We start from the raw sequence: 17658 nt of genomic DNA on the forward strand, positions 1-17658 counted from the left end.
CGACGGCCCGTTCCCCGCCCCTTCCCGGCTTCCCGCCAACCCTGAAAGCGGGGCCCCGCACCGCGGCGGTCCCCGACCTCGGAGGAAGTACCCCCCATGGCTGTTGTCACCAAGGCGGAGACGCCGCCCCGACCACCCAGATCGCGCAGGCTGCTCTATCGGCTCCGCGTCCTGCGCCACGACCCGACTGCCGCGCTCGGGCTGATCCTCGTCGTCGTGCTCGGCTATCTCGTCGTGGCGCCGCTGATCGCCGTGCTGTCCGACGCCTTCCGCCTGCAGTACGGCGACGACGTGCACGCCGGGCAGGCGGCCGGCGAGTGGACCGGCTACTACCTCTGGCGGGTCTTCCGCTCCCAGATCAGCGGGCTGCTGTTCTGGCAGCCGCTGCTCAACACACTGGTGGTCGCGCTGGGCACCGTGCTGTTCGCCCTGGTGCTCGGCGGCGGCATGGCGTGGCTGGTGACCCGCACCAACGTGCCGGGGCGCAAGTGGCTGGCGGGCGCGCTGGTGGTCCCCTACATGCTGCCGTCGTGGACCTTCTCGCTGGCGTGGCTCACGCTGTTCAAGAACGAGCGCGCCGGCGGTCAGGTCGGGTTCCTCCAGGCGCGGGGCGTGCACACGCCCGACTGGCTGGCGTACGGCGCGTTGCCGATCATCGTGACCCTCGGGCTGCACTACTACCCGTTCGTGCTGCTCCTGGTCGGCAACGCGCTGCGGCGCATCGACGCGCAACTCGTGGACTCGGCGCGCATCCTCGGCGCGCCGCAGCGCACGGTCGTGCGCCGCATCGTGATCCCGCTGATGCTCCCCGCGCTGTCGTCGGCCGTGCTGCTGGTGGTCGGCCGGGTGCTCGGCACGTTCGGCACGCCGTACGTGCTGGGGCTGCCCGCCGACTTCCGGGTGCTGTCGACGGGGCTGTTCCAGTCGATCCGCGACCGCAGCACGGGCGTGGCGTCCGTGCTCGCCACGGTCATCGTGGTCGTCGGGGTGGTGATCGTGCTCGCCGACACCCGGATGACCCGCGAGCACCGCCGGTTCGTCACCGTCGGCGGCAAGGGCGGCATGGACCGGCTGAGCGACCTGCGCCGGATGCGCTGGCCGGCGTTCGCGCTCGGCCTGGTGGTCTTCGGGGTGAGCGTGCTGGTCCCGGTGTTCACGCTGCTGCTGTCCACGGTCACCCGTACGCCGCTGGACCTGTCGACCTTCACCCTCGACTACTGGCTCGCCGAGCGGCTGCCCGGGGCGGTCGGGTTCCCGCACGGCGTCTTCCGCGGTTCCGAGCTGTGGGCGGCGGCGTGGAACTCCCTGCGCATCGTCGGCCTGGCCTCGGTGATCTGCGCGGTCGCCGGGCTGCTGGTGGGGTATGTCGTGGTGCGCGGGACGGCACCGCGCGTCGCCTTCTTCCTCCGCCAGGTCTCCTTCCTGCCCTATCTCGTCCCCGGCATCGCGTTCGCCGCCGCGTCGCTGTCGTTGTTCGCCGTGGCCCGCGGCCCGATCCCCGCGCTGTACGGCACGACGTTCCTGCTGATCCTGGTCATGGCGGTGACCCACCTGCCGTACAGCTCGCGCTCGGGCATCGCGGCGATGACGCAGCTGGGCCGCGAGCCGGAGGAGGCGGCGCAGATCGCCGGCGCGCCCTGGTTCCAGCGGATGGGGCGGATCATCTTCCCGATCCAGAAGGGCGCGCTCGTAACCGGGATCGTGCTGCCGTTCATCTCCGGGCTCAAGGAGCTCAGCATCGTGGTCATGCTCACCACGACCGGCACCGAACTGCTCACGACGCTGTCGATCGGCCTCGTGGACTACGGATACACCCAGCTCGCCAACGCGGTCGTCCTCGTCATCGCGTTGGTCTCCTTCACCATGACGTACCTGACCCAGCGGCTGACCAAGAGCAGCCTGGCGTCCGGGCTAGGAGGATAGATGCCAGCCATCACGTTGACCGGAGTCGCCAAGAGCTACGGCGGCGGCGAGCACGCCGTGAAGAACCTCGACCTCACCGTCCCCGACGGCGCGTTCATGTGCCTCCTCGGGCCCTCCGGCTGCGGCAAGACCACGACCCTGCGCATGATCGCCGGTCTTGAACAGCCCACGGCCGGCACCATCGCCGTGGGAGACAGGGTGCTCGACTCCGTCGAGCGCGGCCTGTACGTCCCGCCGGAGAAGCGCGGCATGGGCCTGGTCTTCCAGAACTACGCGCTGTGGCCCCACCTGTCCGTGCGCGACAACGTGGAGTTCGGCCTGCGCATGCGCAAGGTGCCCGCCCCCGAGCGCAGGGCCAGGGCCGAGGCCGCGCTGAAGATGGTGCACGTCGACGCCGCCATGGACCGGTATCCCTCCCAGTTGTCCGGCGGCCAGCAGCAGCGCGTAGCGCTCGCCCGCATGCTCGCCGTCAACCCGTCGGTGCTGCTGCTCGACGAGCCGCTGTCGAACCTCGACGCCCGGCTGCGCCTGGAGATGCGCGCCGAGCTCAAGCGCATCCACGAGGAGTCGGGCGCGACGATCGTCTTCGTCACCCACGACCAGATGGAGGCCCTCACCATGGCCACCGACGTCGCGGTGATGAACGAGGGCGAGCTGCAGCAGGTGGCCGCGCCGATGGACATGTACGACCGGCCCGCCAACCGCTTCGTCGCCGAGTTCGTCGGCAGCCCGCCGATGGCGATCGTCGACGTCGGGCCCTCCCCCGCCGGCCTGGCCGGGTCGCTGCTGCGCTTCGCCGAGGCCCGCGTACCCGGATGCGTGCCCGCGGCCGTCGGCATCCGGCCCGAGGCGCTGCGCCTCGGGCCGCCGCCCGGCGCCTCCTGGTGCGAGGAGGCCGTCGTCGAGGCCGTGCTGCCCGCCGGGTCGTCCTGGACCGTACGGCTGCGCGTGCTCGACACCGAGCTCTACGCGGTGTCCTACACCCCGGTCGAGGCGGCCCCCGGCGACGTGGTGACCTGCTGGACCGAGCGGATGCACCTGTTCGGCGCGGACGGCGCGCGGCTGTCCGCCTGGGACGGAGCCGTGTCCGCGGCGAAGGGGGCGGTGGCATGATCAGGCCCGTGGCGTTGCTGCTGGACTTCGGCGGCGTGATCGTGGAGACCGCCCGCCGCCCGTCATGGGCGGCCGAGCTCGCCGCCGAGGTGCACGGGCTCCTGCGCCGTGCGGGGTTCGACGGCCTCACCGTCGAGGAGGTCGAGACCGACATCCGGGCGGGCGCGCGCGCCGACAAGTACTGGAAGGACTCGACCTCCCGGCGCTTCGCGCCCGAGGAGATGACACACCGGGAGTTCTGGGCCGACTACGTCGGGGGCGACTGGCCCGAGCAGGCCCGCACCCTGGTGACCGCCGAGGCGACCCCGCTGTGCCGGCGGATGGGCGAGCTGCGCAGCGGGCGCAAGCTCCGGCCGGGGATAGAGGAGCTGCTGGAGGCCTGCTGGGCGAACGGCGTCACTCCGGCGGTCGTCAGCAACGCGCTGTGCGGCGTCGTCCACCGCGACTTCATGACGACGGCCGGGCTCGACCGCCAGGTGGCCGTGCAGGTCTACAGCGACGAGGTCGGCGTGCGCAAGCCCAACCCCGAGATGATCTGGATCGCCTGCCGGGCGCTGGGCGCCGACCCCGCCCAGGTCTGGTACGTCGGCGACAACTACGACCGCGACGTGGTGTGCGGCGCCCGCGCCGGAGTCGGGGCGACCGTCCTGATGGTCTCCGGCAGCACCGGCAAGATCCCCTACCGGGTGCGCCAGAGCCCCCAGGCGACCGTGGAGGACCCGCGCGGCCTGCTGACCCTTCTGGAGGAGACATGGACCTGAACACCTCACGTGAGCTGGCCGCCATCGCGGTCAGGGCGGCCAGATCGGTCGGCGACATGCTCCGCCACGCCTTCCGCTCCCGGCCCGAGATCACCACCAAGCGCGACTTCCACGACCCGGTGACCGAGCACGACAAGGCGGCCGAGGCACGCATCCGGGAGGTCATCGACCGCCTGTGCCCCGGCAGCGTGGTGGTCGGCGAGGAGGGCGGCGTACGCGGCGAGGGTGAGGTCCGCTGGTACGTCGACCCCATCGACGGCACCGCGAACTTCGCGGCCGGACTGCCGTTCTTCTGCACCTCGATCGCCGCCGCCGTGGACGACGAGGTGGTGGCGGGCGTCGTCTACGACCCCGTGCGCGACGACGAGTACACCGCCTCGCTCGGCGGGGCCTTCTGCAACGGCGTGCCGCTGCGCAGCTCCGGCGCCCGCACCGACCGGGAGGCCGTGCTGCTGTCGAGTTACCCCACCCCGCGCGACCTCAGCGCGGGTGGCGACGACGCGCTGCACCGGTTCGCCCGCATCCAGCACGCCTTCGCCACCACCCGCCGTCCCGGCAGCGCGGCGCTGAAGCTCGCGCACGTCGCCGCGGGCTGGTCCGACGTCGCGCACGGCACGAACGTCAACGCCTGGGACGTCGCGGCCGGGTCGCTCCTGGTCGCGCAGGCGGGCGGGGTGTTCGTCCCGCTGTCCGGCAGCGTCTTCACCCCCGGCGGCTACGTCGCGTGCGTCGGCGGGTTCGACCTCGCCGGGTCGGTGATGGCCGAGGTCTTCCCGGGCATCTCGGCGGCGGTCGCGGCGGGGGCGGCCGGAGCGGCCTCGTGATCCGCTGGATCGTGACCGACCTGGACGGCACGCTCGTGGGGCGCGACCTCGCCATGGTGCCCGCCAGCAGGGACGCGCTGTGCCGCTTCCGCGCCGCGGGCGGGGAGGTCGTCATCGCCACCGGGCGGATGGAGCTGTCGGCCCGGCCGTTCTACGACGAGCTGGGGCTCGACGGAGCGGCGATCCTCTACAACGGCGCCCGTACGGTGGACCTCGGCACGGGAGCGGTGCTCCGCTCCCGTCACCTGCCGCCGGGCGCGTGGCGGACGCTGCTGGAGATGTTCGGCGACCTCCCCGAGGGCGTCTATCCGGTGGCGTTCTGCGGCGGCGAGGCGCTGGCGGTGCACGACGTGCCGCAGCTGCGGGACTACGCCCGGCGCGACGGCATCGACCTGCGGGATCCGGGCGACTGGTCGGCCCTGCCGCCCGGTGGGATCACCAAGTGCATGCTGATCGGCGACCCGCTCCCCGACCTGGCGATCCCCGGCACCGTGACGGTCCGGTCCGAGGCCACCTACCTGGAGGTGCTGCCCGAAGGCGCGACCAAGGGCACCGCGCTCCGCGCTCTGGCGGCGTCCCACGGCGTGCCGCTCGAGCAGATCGCCGCGGTCGGGGACAACCCCAACGACATCGACATGATCGCGCTGGCCGGGCTCGGGGTCGCGGTCGGCGACGGTCACCCGGACGTCCGGGCCGCGGCGGACGTCGTGGTCGGCGCCTGCGCCGACGGCGCCGTCGCCGACGTGGTGAACCTCGCCCTGTCCCGATAGGCGGGAGACACCGAACACCGCGACGAGCGAAGCGGGCAACCCGAGCGTCCCGCCGAGCGAAGCGGGAGACACAACCCGTGTCAGCGGCCGCGTCAGCACGGCAACGGCCCGGTATCAGAGCGGTCGGCGATCGTGAACGCCATGAACGGATCAGCGATCGCGGCCTCGGGACTGCGAAAGGCATACAAGGACAAGGTCGTGCTCGACGGCATCGACCTGGACGTCAAGGCCGGCACGATCTTCGCCCTGCTCGGGCCGAACGGCGCCGGCAAGACCACGACGGTGAACGTGCTGACCACGCTGCTGGCACCCGACGCCGGCACGGTGGTCGTCGCCGGGCACGACGTGGCGACGGAGACCAAGGCGGTGCGCGCGGCGATCGGGGTCACCGGGCAGTTCGCTTCGGTGGACGACCTGCTCACCGGCGAGGAGAACCTGCTGCTGATGGCGGATCTTCTGCACCTGCCCAAGGCGGAGGGCAGACGAATCGCCGGCCGGTTGCTCGACCGGTTCGATCTGGCCGAAGCGGCGGGCAAACCGGCGGCGTCCTACTCCGGCGGCATGCGCCGCAAGCTGGACCTCGCCATGACCCTGGTCGGCGAGCCGCAGATCATCTTCCTGGACGAGCCCACGACGGGACTCGACCCGCGCAGCCGCCGCACCATGTGGGAGATCATCCGGGAACTGGTCGCCGGCGGTACGACCATCTTCCTCACCACCCAGTATCTGGAGGAGGCCGACCAGCTCGCCGACCGCATCGCGGTGCTCGATCAGGGCCGGCTGGTCGCGGAGGGCACCGCCGGCGAGCTCAAGCGCAGGGTTCCCGGCAGCCATGTCCGGCTGCGGTTCACCGGCCGGGACGAACTCGACGCCGCGGCACGGATCCTGCCCGGGTCCACGAGGGACGACGAAGAGCTGACCTTGCAGGTGCCCGGCGACGGTGGAGTGAGGTCGTTGCGCGCACTGCTCGAACGGCTCGACGCGCACTCCGTCGACGTCGAGGAGCTGTCGGTGCACACCCCGGACCTGGATGACGTCTTCCTCGCCCTTACCGGCACCGCGAACAAGGAGGTCAACGCCCGATGAAGGTCATCGCGGATTCCACGACCATGCTGCGGCGCAACTTCCGGCACACGATGCGCAATCCGGTGGCGCTGTTCAACGGCATCGTCATGCCGGTCTTCCTGATGTTCCTGATGGTCTACGTGTTCGGCGGCGCGTTCAGCGTCGGCGTCGACTACGCCGACTACGCGACGCCGGGGTTGATGCTGACGACCATCTGCTACGGCATCGGTGCCACCGCGATCGCGGTGAACTCCGACATGACGACCGGATTCATCAACCGGCTTCGCGTCATGGACGTGTCCCGGGCCGCGGTGCTGAACGCGCACGTGATCGTCACCATGCTGCGGAGCCTGGTGGCCATCGCGTTCGTCACCGGCGTCGCGTTCCTGATGGGATTCCGGCCGTCGGCGGGTTTCGCGGAATGGCTCGGTGTGATCGGCATCGTCGCGCTGACGGTGCTGGCGATCGGCTGGCTGACCGTCGCGTTCGGTCTCGCGGCGAAGACGCCGGAAAGCGCGGGCCTCGCCGCTGTCCCGCTGATGCTCCTGCCCTTCTTGAGCAGCGCGTTCGTGCCGGCCGGCAAGATGGGGCCCGGCGCGCGGCAGTTCGCCGAGTATCAGCCGTTCACCCCGATCATCGAAACCCTGCGCGGGTTGCTGACCGGCGCGCCGTCGGCGGGCTCGGCCATCACGGCGATCGCCTGGTGTGCCGGGCTGACGTTGGTCGGCTACCTGTGGGCGCGCGCGTCGTTCAACAAGCGAGCGTGATCTCGGCCAGCTCGCGCCAGTCCCGCCTCCCGCCGTCACGGATCGCCTCGGTGAACACGGTTTCGCCGAGGCGATTCCGCGCGTCCGCGGCGATCCTGGAAACATCCGGCTGCGAACGATCCGGCGTGCCGCGCACGGCGTCGCTCGCCGCGAGCAGTCGCGCGGCCTGCTCGTGGTCTCCCTGGCGCAGCGCGAGATCCGCGATCCCGATCAGCACCTCGGCGATCGCCGGCGGATACTCGTACTTCATGACCGCGCGGAGCGCCTCGGTCCGATACGCGCGGGCCTTGTCGAGATCCTCGGTGAGGTAGGCGTACAGGTCCATGATCGAGGCACGGACGGAGTCGCCCCTTTCCGCGTCGTTCAGCACCGCACGCACCGTGGCCAGATGCTCGTGTGCCTGGTCCGGCTCGCCGCGCCAGCGCGCCAGCTGTGCCTGCACAAGCGCCAGCTCGGCGAGTGAGTCCGGCCAGGCGATCCCGCCCGCGCGCCGCTGCGCTTCCGCCATGGCGCGAGCGCTGGACCGCTCGTCGCCGAGCAGCCAGTACAGCTGAGCCTGCCGCGCCAGCAGGCCGACCACGTCCTCGGCCCCGCCCACCTCGGTCAGCGCCACGATCGCCTCTTCGAAATGCTCACACGCGCGTGCCAACTCGCCGCGCATGGCGAGCCGATCGGCCAGGAAGGTCAGCGCCAGCGAGATCCCCATCCGCTCGCCCAGCGTCCGGAACTCGGCAAGGGCGATCTCGGCGTCGATGTCCACATCGGTCTCATCGCCGCCGAGCATCAGCCGCAGCCGGCCACGAGCGAGCCTGGCCTGCGCGCGCACCCACGGATCGTCGTCGGCGATGAGCGGCTCGAACGCGGGGAGAAACTCCGCCGGGCCCTGCAACATCCGCTCCAGCACCCCGACGAACCCGAGCAGCGGGTGGCGATACCCGCTGCGCTGGGCGAGCCGGTGCGCCTCGTGGATCCACTCCCGCGCCTGATACTGGTCGCCGCCGACCCCGGAGGTCAGGAACATCGTCACGATGAGGTATGCCATCGCCCGCACCTCGTCGGACACCTCACCGGTCACCTCGCTGGGCATCGAGGACGCCGCGATGCTCAACTCGGTGCCCTCGGCCCTGTGCCCGCCGAGGTACCAGTACCAGCCCGCGGCCCCGACCAGCCGCATCGCCTCCTGGGCCCATCCCTCGGCGATCGCCCCGCGCAGCGCCGCGCTGATGTTGTCGTGCTCGGCCTCGAGCCTGGCCAGCCATTCCAGCTGCTCGGCCCGGCGCAGGTGCGGATCGGCCGTCTCGGCCAGCTCGATGAAGTAGGCGAGGTGCGCCCGCCGCACCGGCTCGGTCTCCCCGGCTTCGGCGAGGCGGTGCGCCGCGTACTCCCTGATCGTGTCGAGCATCCGGTAGCGCGGTGCGCCCTCTCCGTCGGCGAGCAGCAGCGACTTCTCGATCAACGCGGTCAGCACGTCGAGCACCTGCTCCCCGGCGAACGCCTCGTCCACCCGTTCGTCCCCGCACACCCGTTCGGCCGCGTCCAGGCTCGCCCCGCCGGAGAACACCGACAGCCGCCGCAGCACGCGGCGTTCGGCCTCGGTCAGCAGATCCCAGCTCCAGTCCACGACCGCGCGCAGCGTCTTGTGCCGGGGCAGCGCCGTACGGCTGCCGCCGGTCAACAGAAGGAATCGGTCATCGAGCCGGCGTGCCAGCTGGTCGACGGACATGGTGCGCAGCCGCGCCGCGGCCAGTTCGATCGCCAGCGGGATCCCGTCGAGCGCCCGGCAGATCCGCGCCATGGCCGACAGGGTGCGCGCGTCGGAGCCGACGTCCTTGCGCACCAGATCCGCGCGGTCCCGCAGCAGCCGCACCGCGGGCGAGGACCCGGCCTCGGAGGGGTCCGCTCCCTTCGCGGGCAGCGCGAGCGGCTCGACCTGCCACAGCACCTCCCCGGTGATACCGAGCGGTTCCCTGCTCGTGGCCAGAATCCGCAGCCTCCGGCACTCCCCCAGTAGCCGGTCCGCGAAAGCCGCGGCCGCCTCGATCACGTGCTCGCAGTTGTCCAGGATCAGCAGGATCGCGCGCTCCCGGACCGCGGCGACGAGCTGATCCATCGGTTCCCCACCCCGTGCGGCACCGAGCAGTGCCTGGTCACGCAGGCCGATCGCGGTAAGGGCGGCCTGCGCCAGGTCACCGCCCGCCCGCACCGAGGCCAGTTCGACCAGCCACGCCCCGTCCGGCAGCTCGGCGAGCATCGTCCGCGCGGTCTCCGTGGCCAGCCTCGTCTTGCCGGAGCCACCCGCCCCCGCCACGGTGACCAGCCGGTGCTTGACCACCAGGCCGGCCACCGCGGAGACGTCGTCGTCCTTGCCGACGAAACTCGTCAGCTCGGCGCGCAGGTTCGTCCTGTGGTTGTCCGCCCGCGCGCCCAGCTCGCCCCGCAGCAACGCGGTGTGCAGCGCGGAGAGCTCGGCCGACGGATCGGCGCCCAGCTCCTCGGCGAGCCGCTCACGCGTCCGCTGGTACACGGTCAACGCCTCAGCCGTACGTCCCGCCTCGGCGAGCGCTCGCATCAAGGCCGCCACGAACCCCTCCCGCAGCGGATACGCGGCGACCAGCTCGGTCAGCTCGGAGACCAGCTCCGAGCCGCGGCCGAGGCGGATGTCCGCGTCCACCCGGTCCCCGAGCGCGGCGACGTGGAGTTCGTCCAGACGCGCGACCACGGCGTCGAACGCGTCGCTGTCTCGCAGCGCGATGTCCGCCATGGCCGCACCGCGCCACAGCGCCAGGGCCGAGCGCAGCAGATCGGCCCGCGCCGCGGGGTCGGCGGCACGGGCCTGACCGACCAGGTCCTCGAACCGGCACACGTCCACGGCATCAGGCGCCACGGCCAGCCGGTAGCCGCCGGAGTCCGCCTCGATCACGCCGTCCGGCAACACCCTGCGCAGCCTGGACACCAACGCCTGCAGGGCATTGGCTTCGTCCGCGGGCGGCCGTCGCCCCCAGATCCAGTCCACCAGCCTCGCGCGCGTGACGATCCGGCCGGGTTCGAGGGCGAGCGCCGCGAGCAGTGCGCGCAGCCGAATCCCGGGAACCTCCACCACGGACCCGTCGCGGTTGCGGACCTCGAACGGTCCGAGCAGTTCGACTCGCACGTCAGCAATTGTGCCGAGCCGTGGCGACATCGGCTAACCGCCACCGCGCGCACCCCGCCCACCTGCGTCGACGGGGGAAATCACGGTCTGTCGCCGCCCCGCCGTGCGCCGTCCGATCCGGCCGGGGATCAGACGCGGATCAGGCATATCCAGCGGTCACACGTCCCAGGTGACCGGGAGGCTCTTCACTCCGTAGATGTCCGCGGTCTCCGGCCGCAGGTCGACCTCCTCAGCCGGTGCGGCCAGGCGCAGCGTGGGGAAGCGGTCGAGCAGCGCGGGGAAGGCGACCCGCATCTCGACGCGGGCGAGCTGCTGGCCCAGGCACTGGTGGATGCCGTGGCTGAAGGCCAGGTGGCCGCCGTCCTGCCTGCGCAGGTCGAGCACGTGGGGGTTGGCGAAGCGCTCGGGATCGCGGTTGGCGGTGTTGAGGGACAGGATGACCGTCGTCCCGGCCGCGACGGTCCGGCCGCCCAGCTCGACGTCCTCCAGCGCCGTCCTCATGAACGTCTTCGCGACGGTCAGGTAGCGCAGCAGTTCCTCCACGGCCCCGTCGATGAGCGTGGGCTCGGCGCGCAGCGCGGCCAGCTGGTCCGGGTTCTGCAGCAGCGCGAAGGTGCCCAGCGCCAGCATGTTCGCAGTGGTGTCGAATCCGGCCGACAGCAGGATCAGGGCCATCCCCTGCAGCTCCTCGTCGGTCAGGTCGCTGTCGGTGAGGTCGCTGAGCACGTCGTCGGTGGGGTTGGCGCGCTTGGCGGCCACCAGCTCCGCGAGGTATCGCTGGGTCGCGGTGTAGGCCGCGATCAGTTCCTCGTCGCCGGCCTCCCCGCCGAGGAACTTGTCGATGTTGTCCTGGAAGGAGCCCCGGTCCTCGTACGGCACGCCCAGCAGCTCGCAGATGATGACGGCGGGGATGGGCTTGGCGAACGCGGTCACCAGGTCCGCCGGCGGCCCCGCCTTCTCCATGGCGTCCAGGTGGTCGGCGGTGACCTGCTCGACGCGCTCGGTGAGCTGTCGCATCCGCCGTACGGTGAACTTGCCCACCAGCGGTTTGCGATAGCGGCTGTGCTGCGGCTCGTCCATGAGGAGGAACTCGCCGGGCGGCGCCGGGGGCACCTCGATCTCGCCGAAGTCGATCAGCGGGTGGTGGCGCATGAGCTCCTTGCGCGAGCTGAACCGGGGGTCGGCCAGGACCGACCGGACCAGGTCGTATCCGGTGATCAGCCAGCCCTCGTGTCCGTCCGGGAAGGGGTAGCGGCTGATCGGGCCGTGCCGGCGGGCGTCGATCAGCTCCGCCGGAGGGTCGAAGGGACAGCCGGGCTGACGCGCGGTCGGCATCGTGGTGACGGTGTGTTCCATGGCCATTCCCCTCATCGTCCGGCGAGCACGGTGTTGTCTTCGGAAGCCTTCCGCGGCCCCGAGGCCGCGATCGCTGAGCCGTTCATGACATCCACGATCGCCGGCCGCGCTGACATCGGGCCGTCGCCGTGCTGACGCGGCCGCTGACACGACACCGCATCGGACTGATCGCCGTCCGGTGAGCGCAGACGAACGCCTCCCGGTTCGGAGCAAGAGCGATGCTCCACCGGGAGGCGTTCACCTACGAGCTCGCTGTCAGAGCAGGCCGCTCTGCGTGAGCCAGTCCTTGGCCACCACGGGCGGGTCGTCCTTGTCGACGGAGATCCGCTTCATCAGGGAGACCAGCGTCTGGGTGTCCAGCTTGGCGGAGACCGCGTTCAGCGTGGAGGTCACGGTGTCGTTCACCCCGGCCTTGTAGACCAGGGGCGTCACGTTCTCCGAACCGAAGGCGTTCTTGTTGTCCTGCAGCGGCACGAGGTCGTTCAGCACGATCTTGGGGTCGGTGGTGAACACGTTGCCCACCTGGACCGTGCCGCTCTTGATCGCGTCAGCGGTGGTGTCCCCGGTGGGCTTCCACTGCTTGAACTCCAGGCCGTAGACGTTCTTGAAGTTCTCCTCCTGGCGCTGCTTGAACTCCGGCGGACCGCCGACCACGAAGTCCTTCGCCACCTTGACGAGATCCTCGATGGTGCTGAGCTTGTACTTGTCGGCCGTGGCCTTGGTGACCGTGAGCGAGTTGTTGTCCTCGGCCGCGGCGGGCTCAAGGATCTCCAGCTCCGCGGGCAGCTTGGCCTTCAGGCCCGCGAGGATCTCGTCCTTGGTCCTGGCCGTGCTCGACTTGTCGACGAACGCCAGCAGCGACCCGGCGTACTCGGGCAGCACGGTCAGGCCGCCGCTCTTGACCTGGTCGTAGACGACCTCGCGGCTGCCGATGTTGGGCTTCTCCTCGACCGTGACCCCCTTGGCCTGAAGGGCCTGGGCGTACATCGAGGCGAGCAGGACGCTCTCGGGGAAGTTGAAGGAGCCGACGACGACCTTCGCGGCGGCGGCGTCGCCCGAGCCCGACGCCGCCGGAGCGGCGGACGCGGTCGTGGAAAGGGGGTCGGAGCCCCCGCAGCCCGATAACGTGAGCGCCGCGGTCAGGGCGACCGCCGCGACGCCGAAGATACGTCTCATACCAAAAATCCCTTCATTTTAGGGCGATAATAACGGAATTAGCGGCCCTGGCGGACACCGGGTGACACGGCCACCCGGTCGAGCAGGACGAAGGCGAACTGGACGGCCAGGGCGAGGGCGGCGACCAGGACCGCTCCCCCGATCACATCCGCATAGGTCTTGGTGGCCAGGCCGTCGATGATGAACCGGCCGAGCCCGCCCAGCCCGACGAACGCCGCGACGGTGGCGGTCGAGACGACCTGGATGGCGGCGAGGCGAAGGCCCAGCAGGATCAGCGGCAGCGCGACCGGGGTCAGCGTCCGGAACAGCACCTGACGCCCGCGCAGGCCCATGCCGTACGCGGCGTCGCGCAGGTCGGCGTCCACCCCCCGCACGCCCTCGTACGTGTTCACCAGGATGGGCGGGACCGCCAGCACGATCAGCGGGATCAGCACCGGCAGGACGGTCCCCACGCCCGCCAGCAGCACCACGAGCACGAGCAGGCCGAGCGTCGGCAACGCCCGGGCGGCGTTCGCCGCGACCACGACAAGCAGCGCGCCGCGGCCCGTGTGGCCGATGAGCATGCCGAGCGGCACGGCGATCAGCGCCGCGACGAGGAAGGCCGCCGCCGAGAACTCCAGGTGCTCCAGCAGCCGGACCGGGATGCCGTCCGGGCCCGACCAGTGCCCCGCGTCGCCGAAGAAGTCGGCCAGCCAGTTCACGCCGTCCTCCTCGCCCGGGACCAGGGGGTCAGCAGCCGCTGGGCGAGCACGAGCAGCCCGTCGGCGAGCACGGCGAGCAGGACGATGAGCACGATCCCGACCACGATCGGCGTGTAGAACTGCCGCTGCCAGCCGTCGATGAACAGGTTGCCCAGCCCGCCCTGGCCGATGAGTGCGCCCACGCTGACCAGGCTGATGCTGGACACGGTCGCGACCCTCAGCCCGGCCAGGACTACCGGCACCGCGACCGGCAACTCGACCCGGAGCAGCCGGCGCGCGGGCCGGAACCCCATCGCCACCGCCGACTGCCGTACGGGATCGGGCACCGAGGCCAGGCCGTCCACCACTGCGGGGATCAGGACCGCGAGCGCGAAGAACGTCAGCGGGATGACGACGGTCGACCGGGTGAGACCGGTGACCGACAGGAAGATCGAGAACAGCACGAGGGACGGCAGCGAGTAGGTGACGTTCATCAGCGCGGCCGTCGGCTGGTAGAGCCAGCGCCAGCGCACACAGGCCAGGCCCAGTGGCAGGGCCACGACCAGCCCGAAAAGCACGGGCAGGAAGGCCATCACGACGTGGTTCTCCAGCAGGGCGCTGATCGCGGTGGGGCCTCCGTTGGCCCAGTTGCGCGCGATCCAGTCCCAGCGGACCAGGGGCTCATCGGTCACGCGGGCGCCCCCTCGGAGTCGCCGGCGCCGGAGGAGGAGCCGCCGCTCGATCCGCCCGGGGCGCGGCCCGCGGCGGACGGCGCGTACTCGGCGAGCAGTTCGTCGATCGCGTCCCGGCCGGCCACGCCGCGCACGCGGCCCTCCTCGTCCACGGCGACCGCGGTGCCGTTGGGCGACAGCAACGCCGCGTCGAGCGCCACGCGCAGCGAGTCGGTCTCGGGGTTGAAGGTGCCGTGCGCCGCGAGCCCGTCCGCGGTCCGCCAGCCGAGCGGCCTGCCGTCCTCGTCGGTCACCAGATCGGACGGCGACGGGCTCAGCCGCACCTCCTTGGCCGAGATGAACGACAGCCGCCGGATGCCGCGGTCGCGGCCGAGGAACTCGCGGACGAAGTCGTCGGCGGGCTCGGTGAGCAGCGTGGCCGGGCCGGCCATCTGGGCCAGCCGCCCGCCGACGCGCATGACGGCCACCGTGTCGCCGAGCTTGACCGCCTCGTCGATGTCGTGGGTGACGAACACGATCGTCTTGCGCAGCTCCGACTGCAGCCGCAGCAGCTCGTCCTGGAGACTGGCCCGCACGATCGGGTCGACGGCGCTGAACGGCTCGTCCATGAGCAGCACCGGAGGGTCGGCCGCGAGCGCCCGGGCCACGCCGACGCGCTGCTGCTGCCCTCCGGAGAGCTGGAAGGGGTAGCGCCCGGCCAGGCCGGGGTCGAGCCCGACCAGCTCGAGCAGCTCCATCGCGCGGGCGCGCGCCTTCTTCTTGCTCCAGCCCAGCAGGTACGGCACCGTCGCCACGTTGTCCACGATCTTGCGGTGCGGAAACAGGCCCGCCTGCTGGATCACGTACCCGATGCCGCGCCGGAGCGTGGGCGGGTCGATCTCGCGCACGTCCTGACCGTCCAGGGTGATGCGGCCGGAGGTGGCGTCGATCATGCGGTTGATCATCCGCAGCGACGTGGTCTTGCCGCAGCCGGAGGGGCCCACGAACACGGTGATCGCACCCGTGGGCACCTCCAGGCTGAGGTCGTCCACGGCCACCGTTCCATCCCGGTAGCGCTTGGTGACGTCTTCGAACGTGATCACGCCATCTCGCCCTTCGAAAGAGTGTGCGATCAAGCCAACATCGGGAGGCCCACTCGCTCTTCCCCGTGAACCCCTCGGATATCCAACGCGACCCGTTCCGGACACACCACCCGGCGGCCAGCCTACGGTGGGAACCTCAGATATCCGGGCCTAGATATCTATCAATAGGGCATCTCATGATGCGTGGCGCGGTGATGTGTTGGCATGATTACTCTCACACCTCTCCCGTCCCTCCGCCGCGTCCCTCCGATACGGACCAGCACGAAACTCAGAGGAGCCGGTCGTGACTGCACCGCTCACCGGTCAGCGCTCCAGGAGCGAGCTGATCGCCGAGCTCTACGAGCGTCACGTGGCGGGGTTGTTCGCGTACTGCCACGACCAGCTCGGTGAGACCGCGTCCGCCGCCGACGCCGTGGTGGCCGTCTTCACCACCGCCCCGACCGCCGAGCCGCCCGCACGCGCCGCGCTGTACGCGCTCGCGCGCCGGGAGATCTACCGCCGGGACGTCAGCTACGCGCTGCCGGCCGTCGACTCCGTCGCCGACCCCGCCACCGCCTTGATCGAGCGGGTGTTCCGGGACATCCGGCCGCACCAGCGTGAGGTCCTGCTCCTGTCGGAGGTATGCGGCCTGACGGCGCCCGAACTGGCGCTGGTCCTCGACGTGGCGGCCGACACCGCCGAGGAGCTGATCGCGGGGGCGACGCGCCGCTTCGCCCAGACGCTGGAGACGGCGGTCACCGCCGCGAGGTCGGCACCGTTCGTGCCCGCCTCCGTCACGGAGGTCTACGACGCCATCGGCGTCTCCCCCGTCGGCGACGTGCTGGCCCGGCTGCCCTGGCGCCGGGCGGCCGCGTCCGTACGCGACCGGGTGCTGGCGGCGCTGCCGTACGAGGAGCCGGCGAGCGCCACCACGGGCGGGGAACAGTCCTCCGGGCTGGTCACCAAGAGGCTGTGGCCGACCACTCCGACCTGGCCGCTGCCGCTGAGCGATCCCGACCAGGTCACCAACACGTGCGTGGTCAACACCGACGCCATCGCGCAGCCGCAGGGCCCCCGGCGCAAGGCCAAGCACGAGGCGACGACCGAGCCCATGCCCCGGCTGCGCGGGTCGCTGCTGAACTCGCTCGGCGAGGGCCGTCTGCGCAGGAAGCGCACCGGGCGGCCCGCGCCCGCGGAGCGACCGGCGGCCCTGGCCGCGGAGCGACCGGCGGCTCTGGCCGCGCCCGTGGAGCCGCAGGCGTCCCCGCAGGAATCCGCGCAGACCGGGCCCGCCACGCCGCCACCTGCCCCGGACGTCGCGAAGATCACCCCCGAGCCGTTCGACGCCTTCGGCACCACCGCTGCCTCCCACCGTGCGGATCCGTTCGACGCCTTCGGGACCGCCGACACACCCCGCCCCGCGGAGCCGTTCGACGCCTTCGGCACCACCCCCCGCCGGGCAGAGCCGTTCGACGCCTTCGGCACCACCCCGCGCCCGGCAGAGCCGTTCGACGCCTTCGGCGCCGCCGACACACCCCGCCCCGCGGAGCCGTTCGACGCCTTGGGGACCACCGACACACCCCGCCCGGCAGAGCCCTTCGACGCCTTCGGCACCACCCCGCGCCCCACGGAGCCCGTCGACGCCTTCGGCACCTCCGACACACCCCGCCCGGCAGAGCCGCTGGACGCGTTGTTCGACACGCTCCGCTTCGCCGTGCCCTTCGACGCGTTCGGTACGGCCGAGGCGGCGGGCACGTCCCGGCAGGCCGAGTCCACCGACGCCTTCCCGCGGACCGAGGAGCCGTCCGGCGAATCTCCGCCGACGCCGCCCTCCGAGGCGCTTTTCCCGGCCGCTCCCTCCATGGACACGTTCGCGCCGGCGCCGCAGGAGGCCGAGCGACCGGCCGAGCCTGTCCTCCCGGCCGAGCCTCTCGTCGCAGCCGAGCCTTTCCTTGCAGCCGAGGAGTCGCCGGCGGAGACGGACGGCGAGCATGCCGCCGAGGCGTCGGCGACGGAGACCGACGTCCTGGTCCACCGGGCCGCCGCGGCGGTCCCCGTCCCTCCGGCCGCCGCCCGCCGTCCGGGCCGCAAGCACACGGCAGGCAGGAGCCCGGGCAGCAAGCACGCCGGCACGTCGTCCGGCGACGGCGCGAGCAAGGGCAGGAGCAAGGGCCGGCGGGTCAAGGGCGACCGGCACTTCGACTGGCTGTGGGAGGTCGTCGGCATCCTGATCTGCCTGATCATCGCGCTGATCGTCTTCTTCTACGTGCCGACGGTCTTCACCCCCTGAGCCCGGAACGCCCGTACCGCCGGGCGCGT

14 protein-coding genes are annotated in these 17658 nt (G+C 71.6%); 8 read left to right on the top strand and 6 right to left on the bottom strand.

All coding sequences use genetic code 11. From position 1 onward, the window contains the following. The first annotated feature begins 96 nt into the window (after positions 1–96). The 7 genes from HHX35_RS16535 to HHX35_RS16565 all read left to right on the top strand — a co-directional run bounded on the left by HHX35_RS16535 (position 97) and on the right by HHX35_RS16565 (position 7223). Positions 97–1923 carry an iron ABC transporter permease gene (locus HHX35_RS16535; RefSeq protein ID WP_182899668.1) on the top strand — a complete coding sequence of 609 codons (1827 nt, stop codon included), beginning with the start codon at positions 97–99 and terminating at the stop codon, positions 1921–1923. Beyond that, complete coding sequence (locus tag HHX35_RS16540) at positions 1924–3036, top strand: ABC transporter ATP-binding protein (RefSeq protein ID WP_182899669.1); 1113 nt, start codon at positions 1924–1926, stop codon at positions 3034–3036. Next, a complete protein-coding gene (locus HHX35_RS16545; RefSeq protein ID WP_182899670.1) occupies positions 3033–3797 on the top strand; it encodes an HAD family hydrolase in 765 nt (254 codons plus the stop codon). Before HHX35_RS16540 ends, HHX35_RS16545 begins: the two co-directional genes overlap by 4 nt. Beyond that, the gene (locus tag HHX35_RS16550; RefSeq protein ID WP_182899671.1) at positions 3788–4621 is read left to right on the top strand and encodes an inositol monophosphatase family protein; all 834 of its coding nucleotides are present in this window, start codon (positions 3788–3790) and stop codon (positions 4619–4621) included. The genes HHX35_RS16545 and HHX35_RS16550 overlap by 10 nt, the downstream gene beginning before the upstream one ends. Then, positions 4618–5391, top strand: coding sequence for a Cof-type HAD-IIB family hydrolase (locus HHX35_RS16555; protein ID WP_220505477.1), 774 nt, complete (start codon positions 4618–4620; stop codon positions 5389–5391). Before HHX35_RS16550 ends, HHX35_RS16555 begins: the two co-directional genes overlap by 4 nt. Before the next feature lie 141 nt (positions 5392–5532). Further along, the gene (locus HHX35_RS16560; protein ID WP_182899672.1) at positions 5533–6477 is read left to right on the top strand and encodes an ATP-binding cassette domain-containing protein; all 945 of its coding nucleotides are present in this window, start codon (positions 5533–5535) and stop codon (positions 6475–6477) included. Further along, complete coding sequence (locus HHX35_RS16565; RefSeq protein ID WP_220505478.1) at positions 6474–7223, top strand: ABC transporter permease; 750 nt, start codon at positions 6474–6476, stop codon at positions 7221–7223. The genes HHX35_RS16560 and HHX35_RS16565 overlap by 4 nt, the downstream gene beginning before the upstream one ends. On the opposite strand, the gene HHX35_RS16570 is transcribed toward HHX35_RS16565, so the two are convergent. The 6 genes from HHX35_RS16570 to HHX35_RS16595 form a co-directional block, all read right to left on the bottom strand. Then, complete coding sequence (locus HHX35_RS16570) at positions 7207–10374, bottom strand: BTAD domain-containing putative transcriptional regulator (RefSeq protein WP_182899673.1); 3168 nt, start codon at positions 10372–10374, stop codon at positions 7207–7209. The two genes, HHX35_RS16565 and HHX35_RS16570, sit on opposite strands and share 17 nt — an antisense overlap. Before the next feature lie 156 nt (positions 10375–10530). After that, positions 10531–11730 (bottom strand): cytochrome P450, encoded by a 1200-nt coding sequence (locus tag HHX35_RS16575; protein WP_182899674.1) that lies wholly within the window; start codon positions 11728–11730, stop codon positions 10531–10533. Between the two features lie 255 nt (positions 11731–11985). Further along, a complete protein-coding gene (locus HHX35_RS16580; RefSeq protein WP_182899675.1) occupies positions 11986–12906 on the bottom strand; it encodes an ABC transporter substrate-binding protein in 921 nt (306 codons plus the stop codon). Between the two features lie 38 nt (positions 12907–12944). After that, the gene (locus HHX35_RS16585) at positions 12945–13607 is read right to left on the bottom strand and encodes an ABC transporter permease subunit (protein ID WP_182899676.1); all 663 of its coding nucleotides are present in this window, start codon (positions 13605–13607) and stop codon (positions 12945–12947) included. Continuing rightward, positions 13604–14278 (bottom strand): ABC transporter permease, encoded by a 675-nt coding sequence (locus HHX35_RS16590; RefSeq protein ID WP_182899677.1) that lies wholly within the window; start codon positions 14276–14278, stop codon positions 13604–13606. Before HHX35_RS16590 ends, HHX35_RS16585 begins: the two co-directional genes overlap by 4 nt. Then, complete coding sequence (locus tag HHX35_RS16595; RefSeq protein ID WP_182899678.1) at positions 14275–15360, bottom strand: ABC transporter ATP-binding protein; 1086 nt, start codon at positions 15358–15360, stop codon at positions 14275–14277. The genes HHX35_RS16590 and HHX35_RS16595 overlap by 4 nt, the downstream gene beginning before the upstream one ends. 283 nt (positions 15361–15643) lie before the next feature. Between HHX35_RS16595 and HHX35_RS16600 the strand changes: the two genes are divergently transcribed. After that, positions 15644–17629: a hypothetical protein gene (locus HHX35_RS16600; protein ID WP_182899679.1), complete on the top strand. Its 1986-nt coding sequence runs from the start codon at positions 15644–15646 to the stop codon at positions 17627–17629. Positions 17630–17658: the final 29 nt, after the last annotated feature.

Source organism: Microbispora sp. H10830 (genome assembly GCF_014161375.1).
GTDB lineage: Bacteria > Actinomycetota > Actinomycetes > Streptosporangiales > Streptosporangiaceae > Microbispora > Microbispora catharanthi.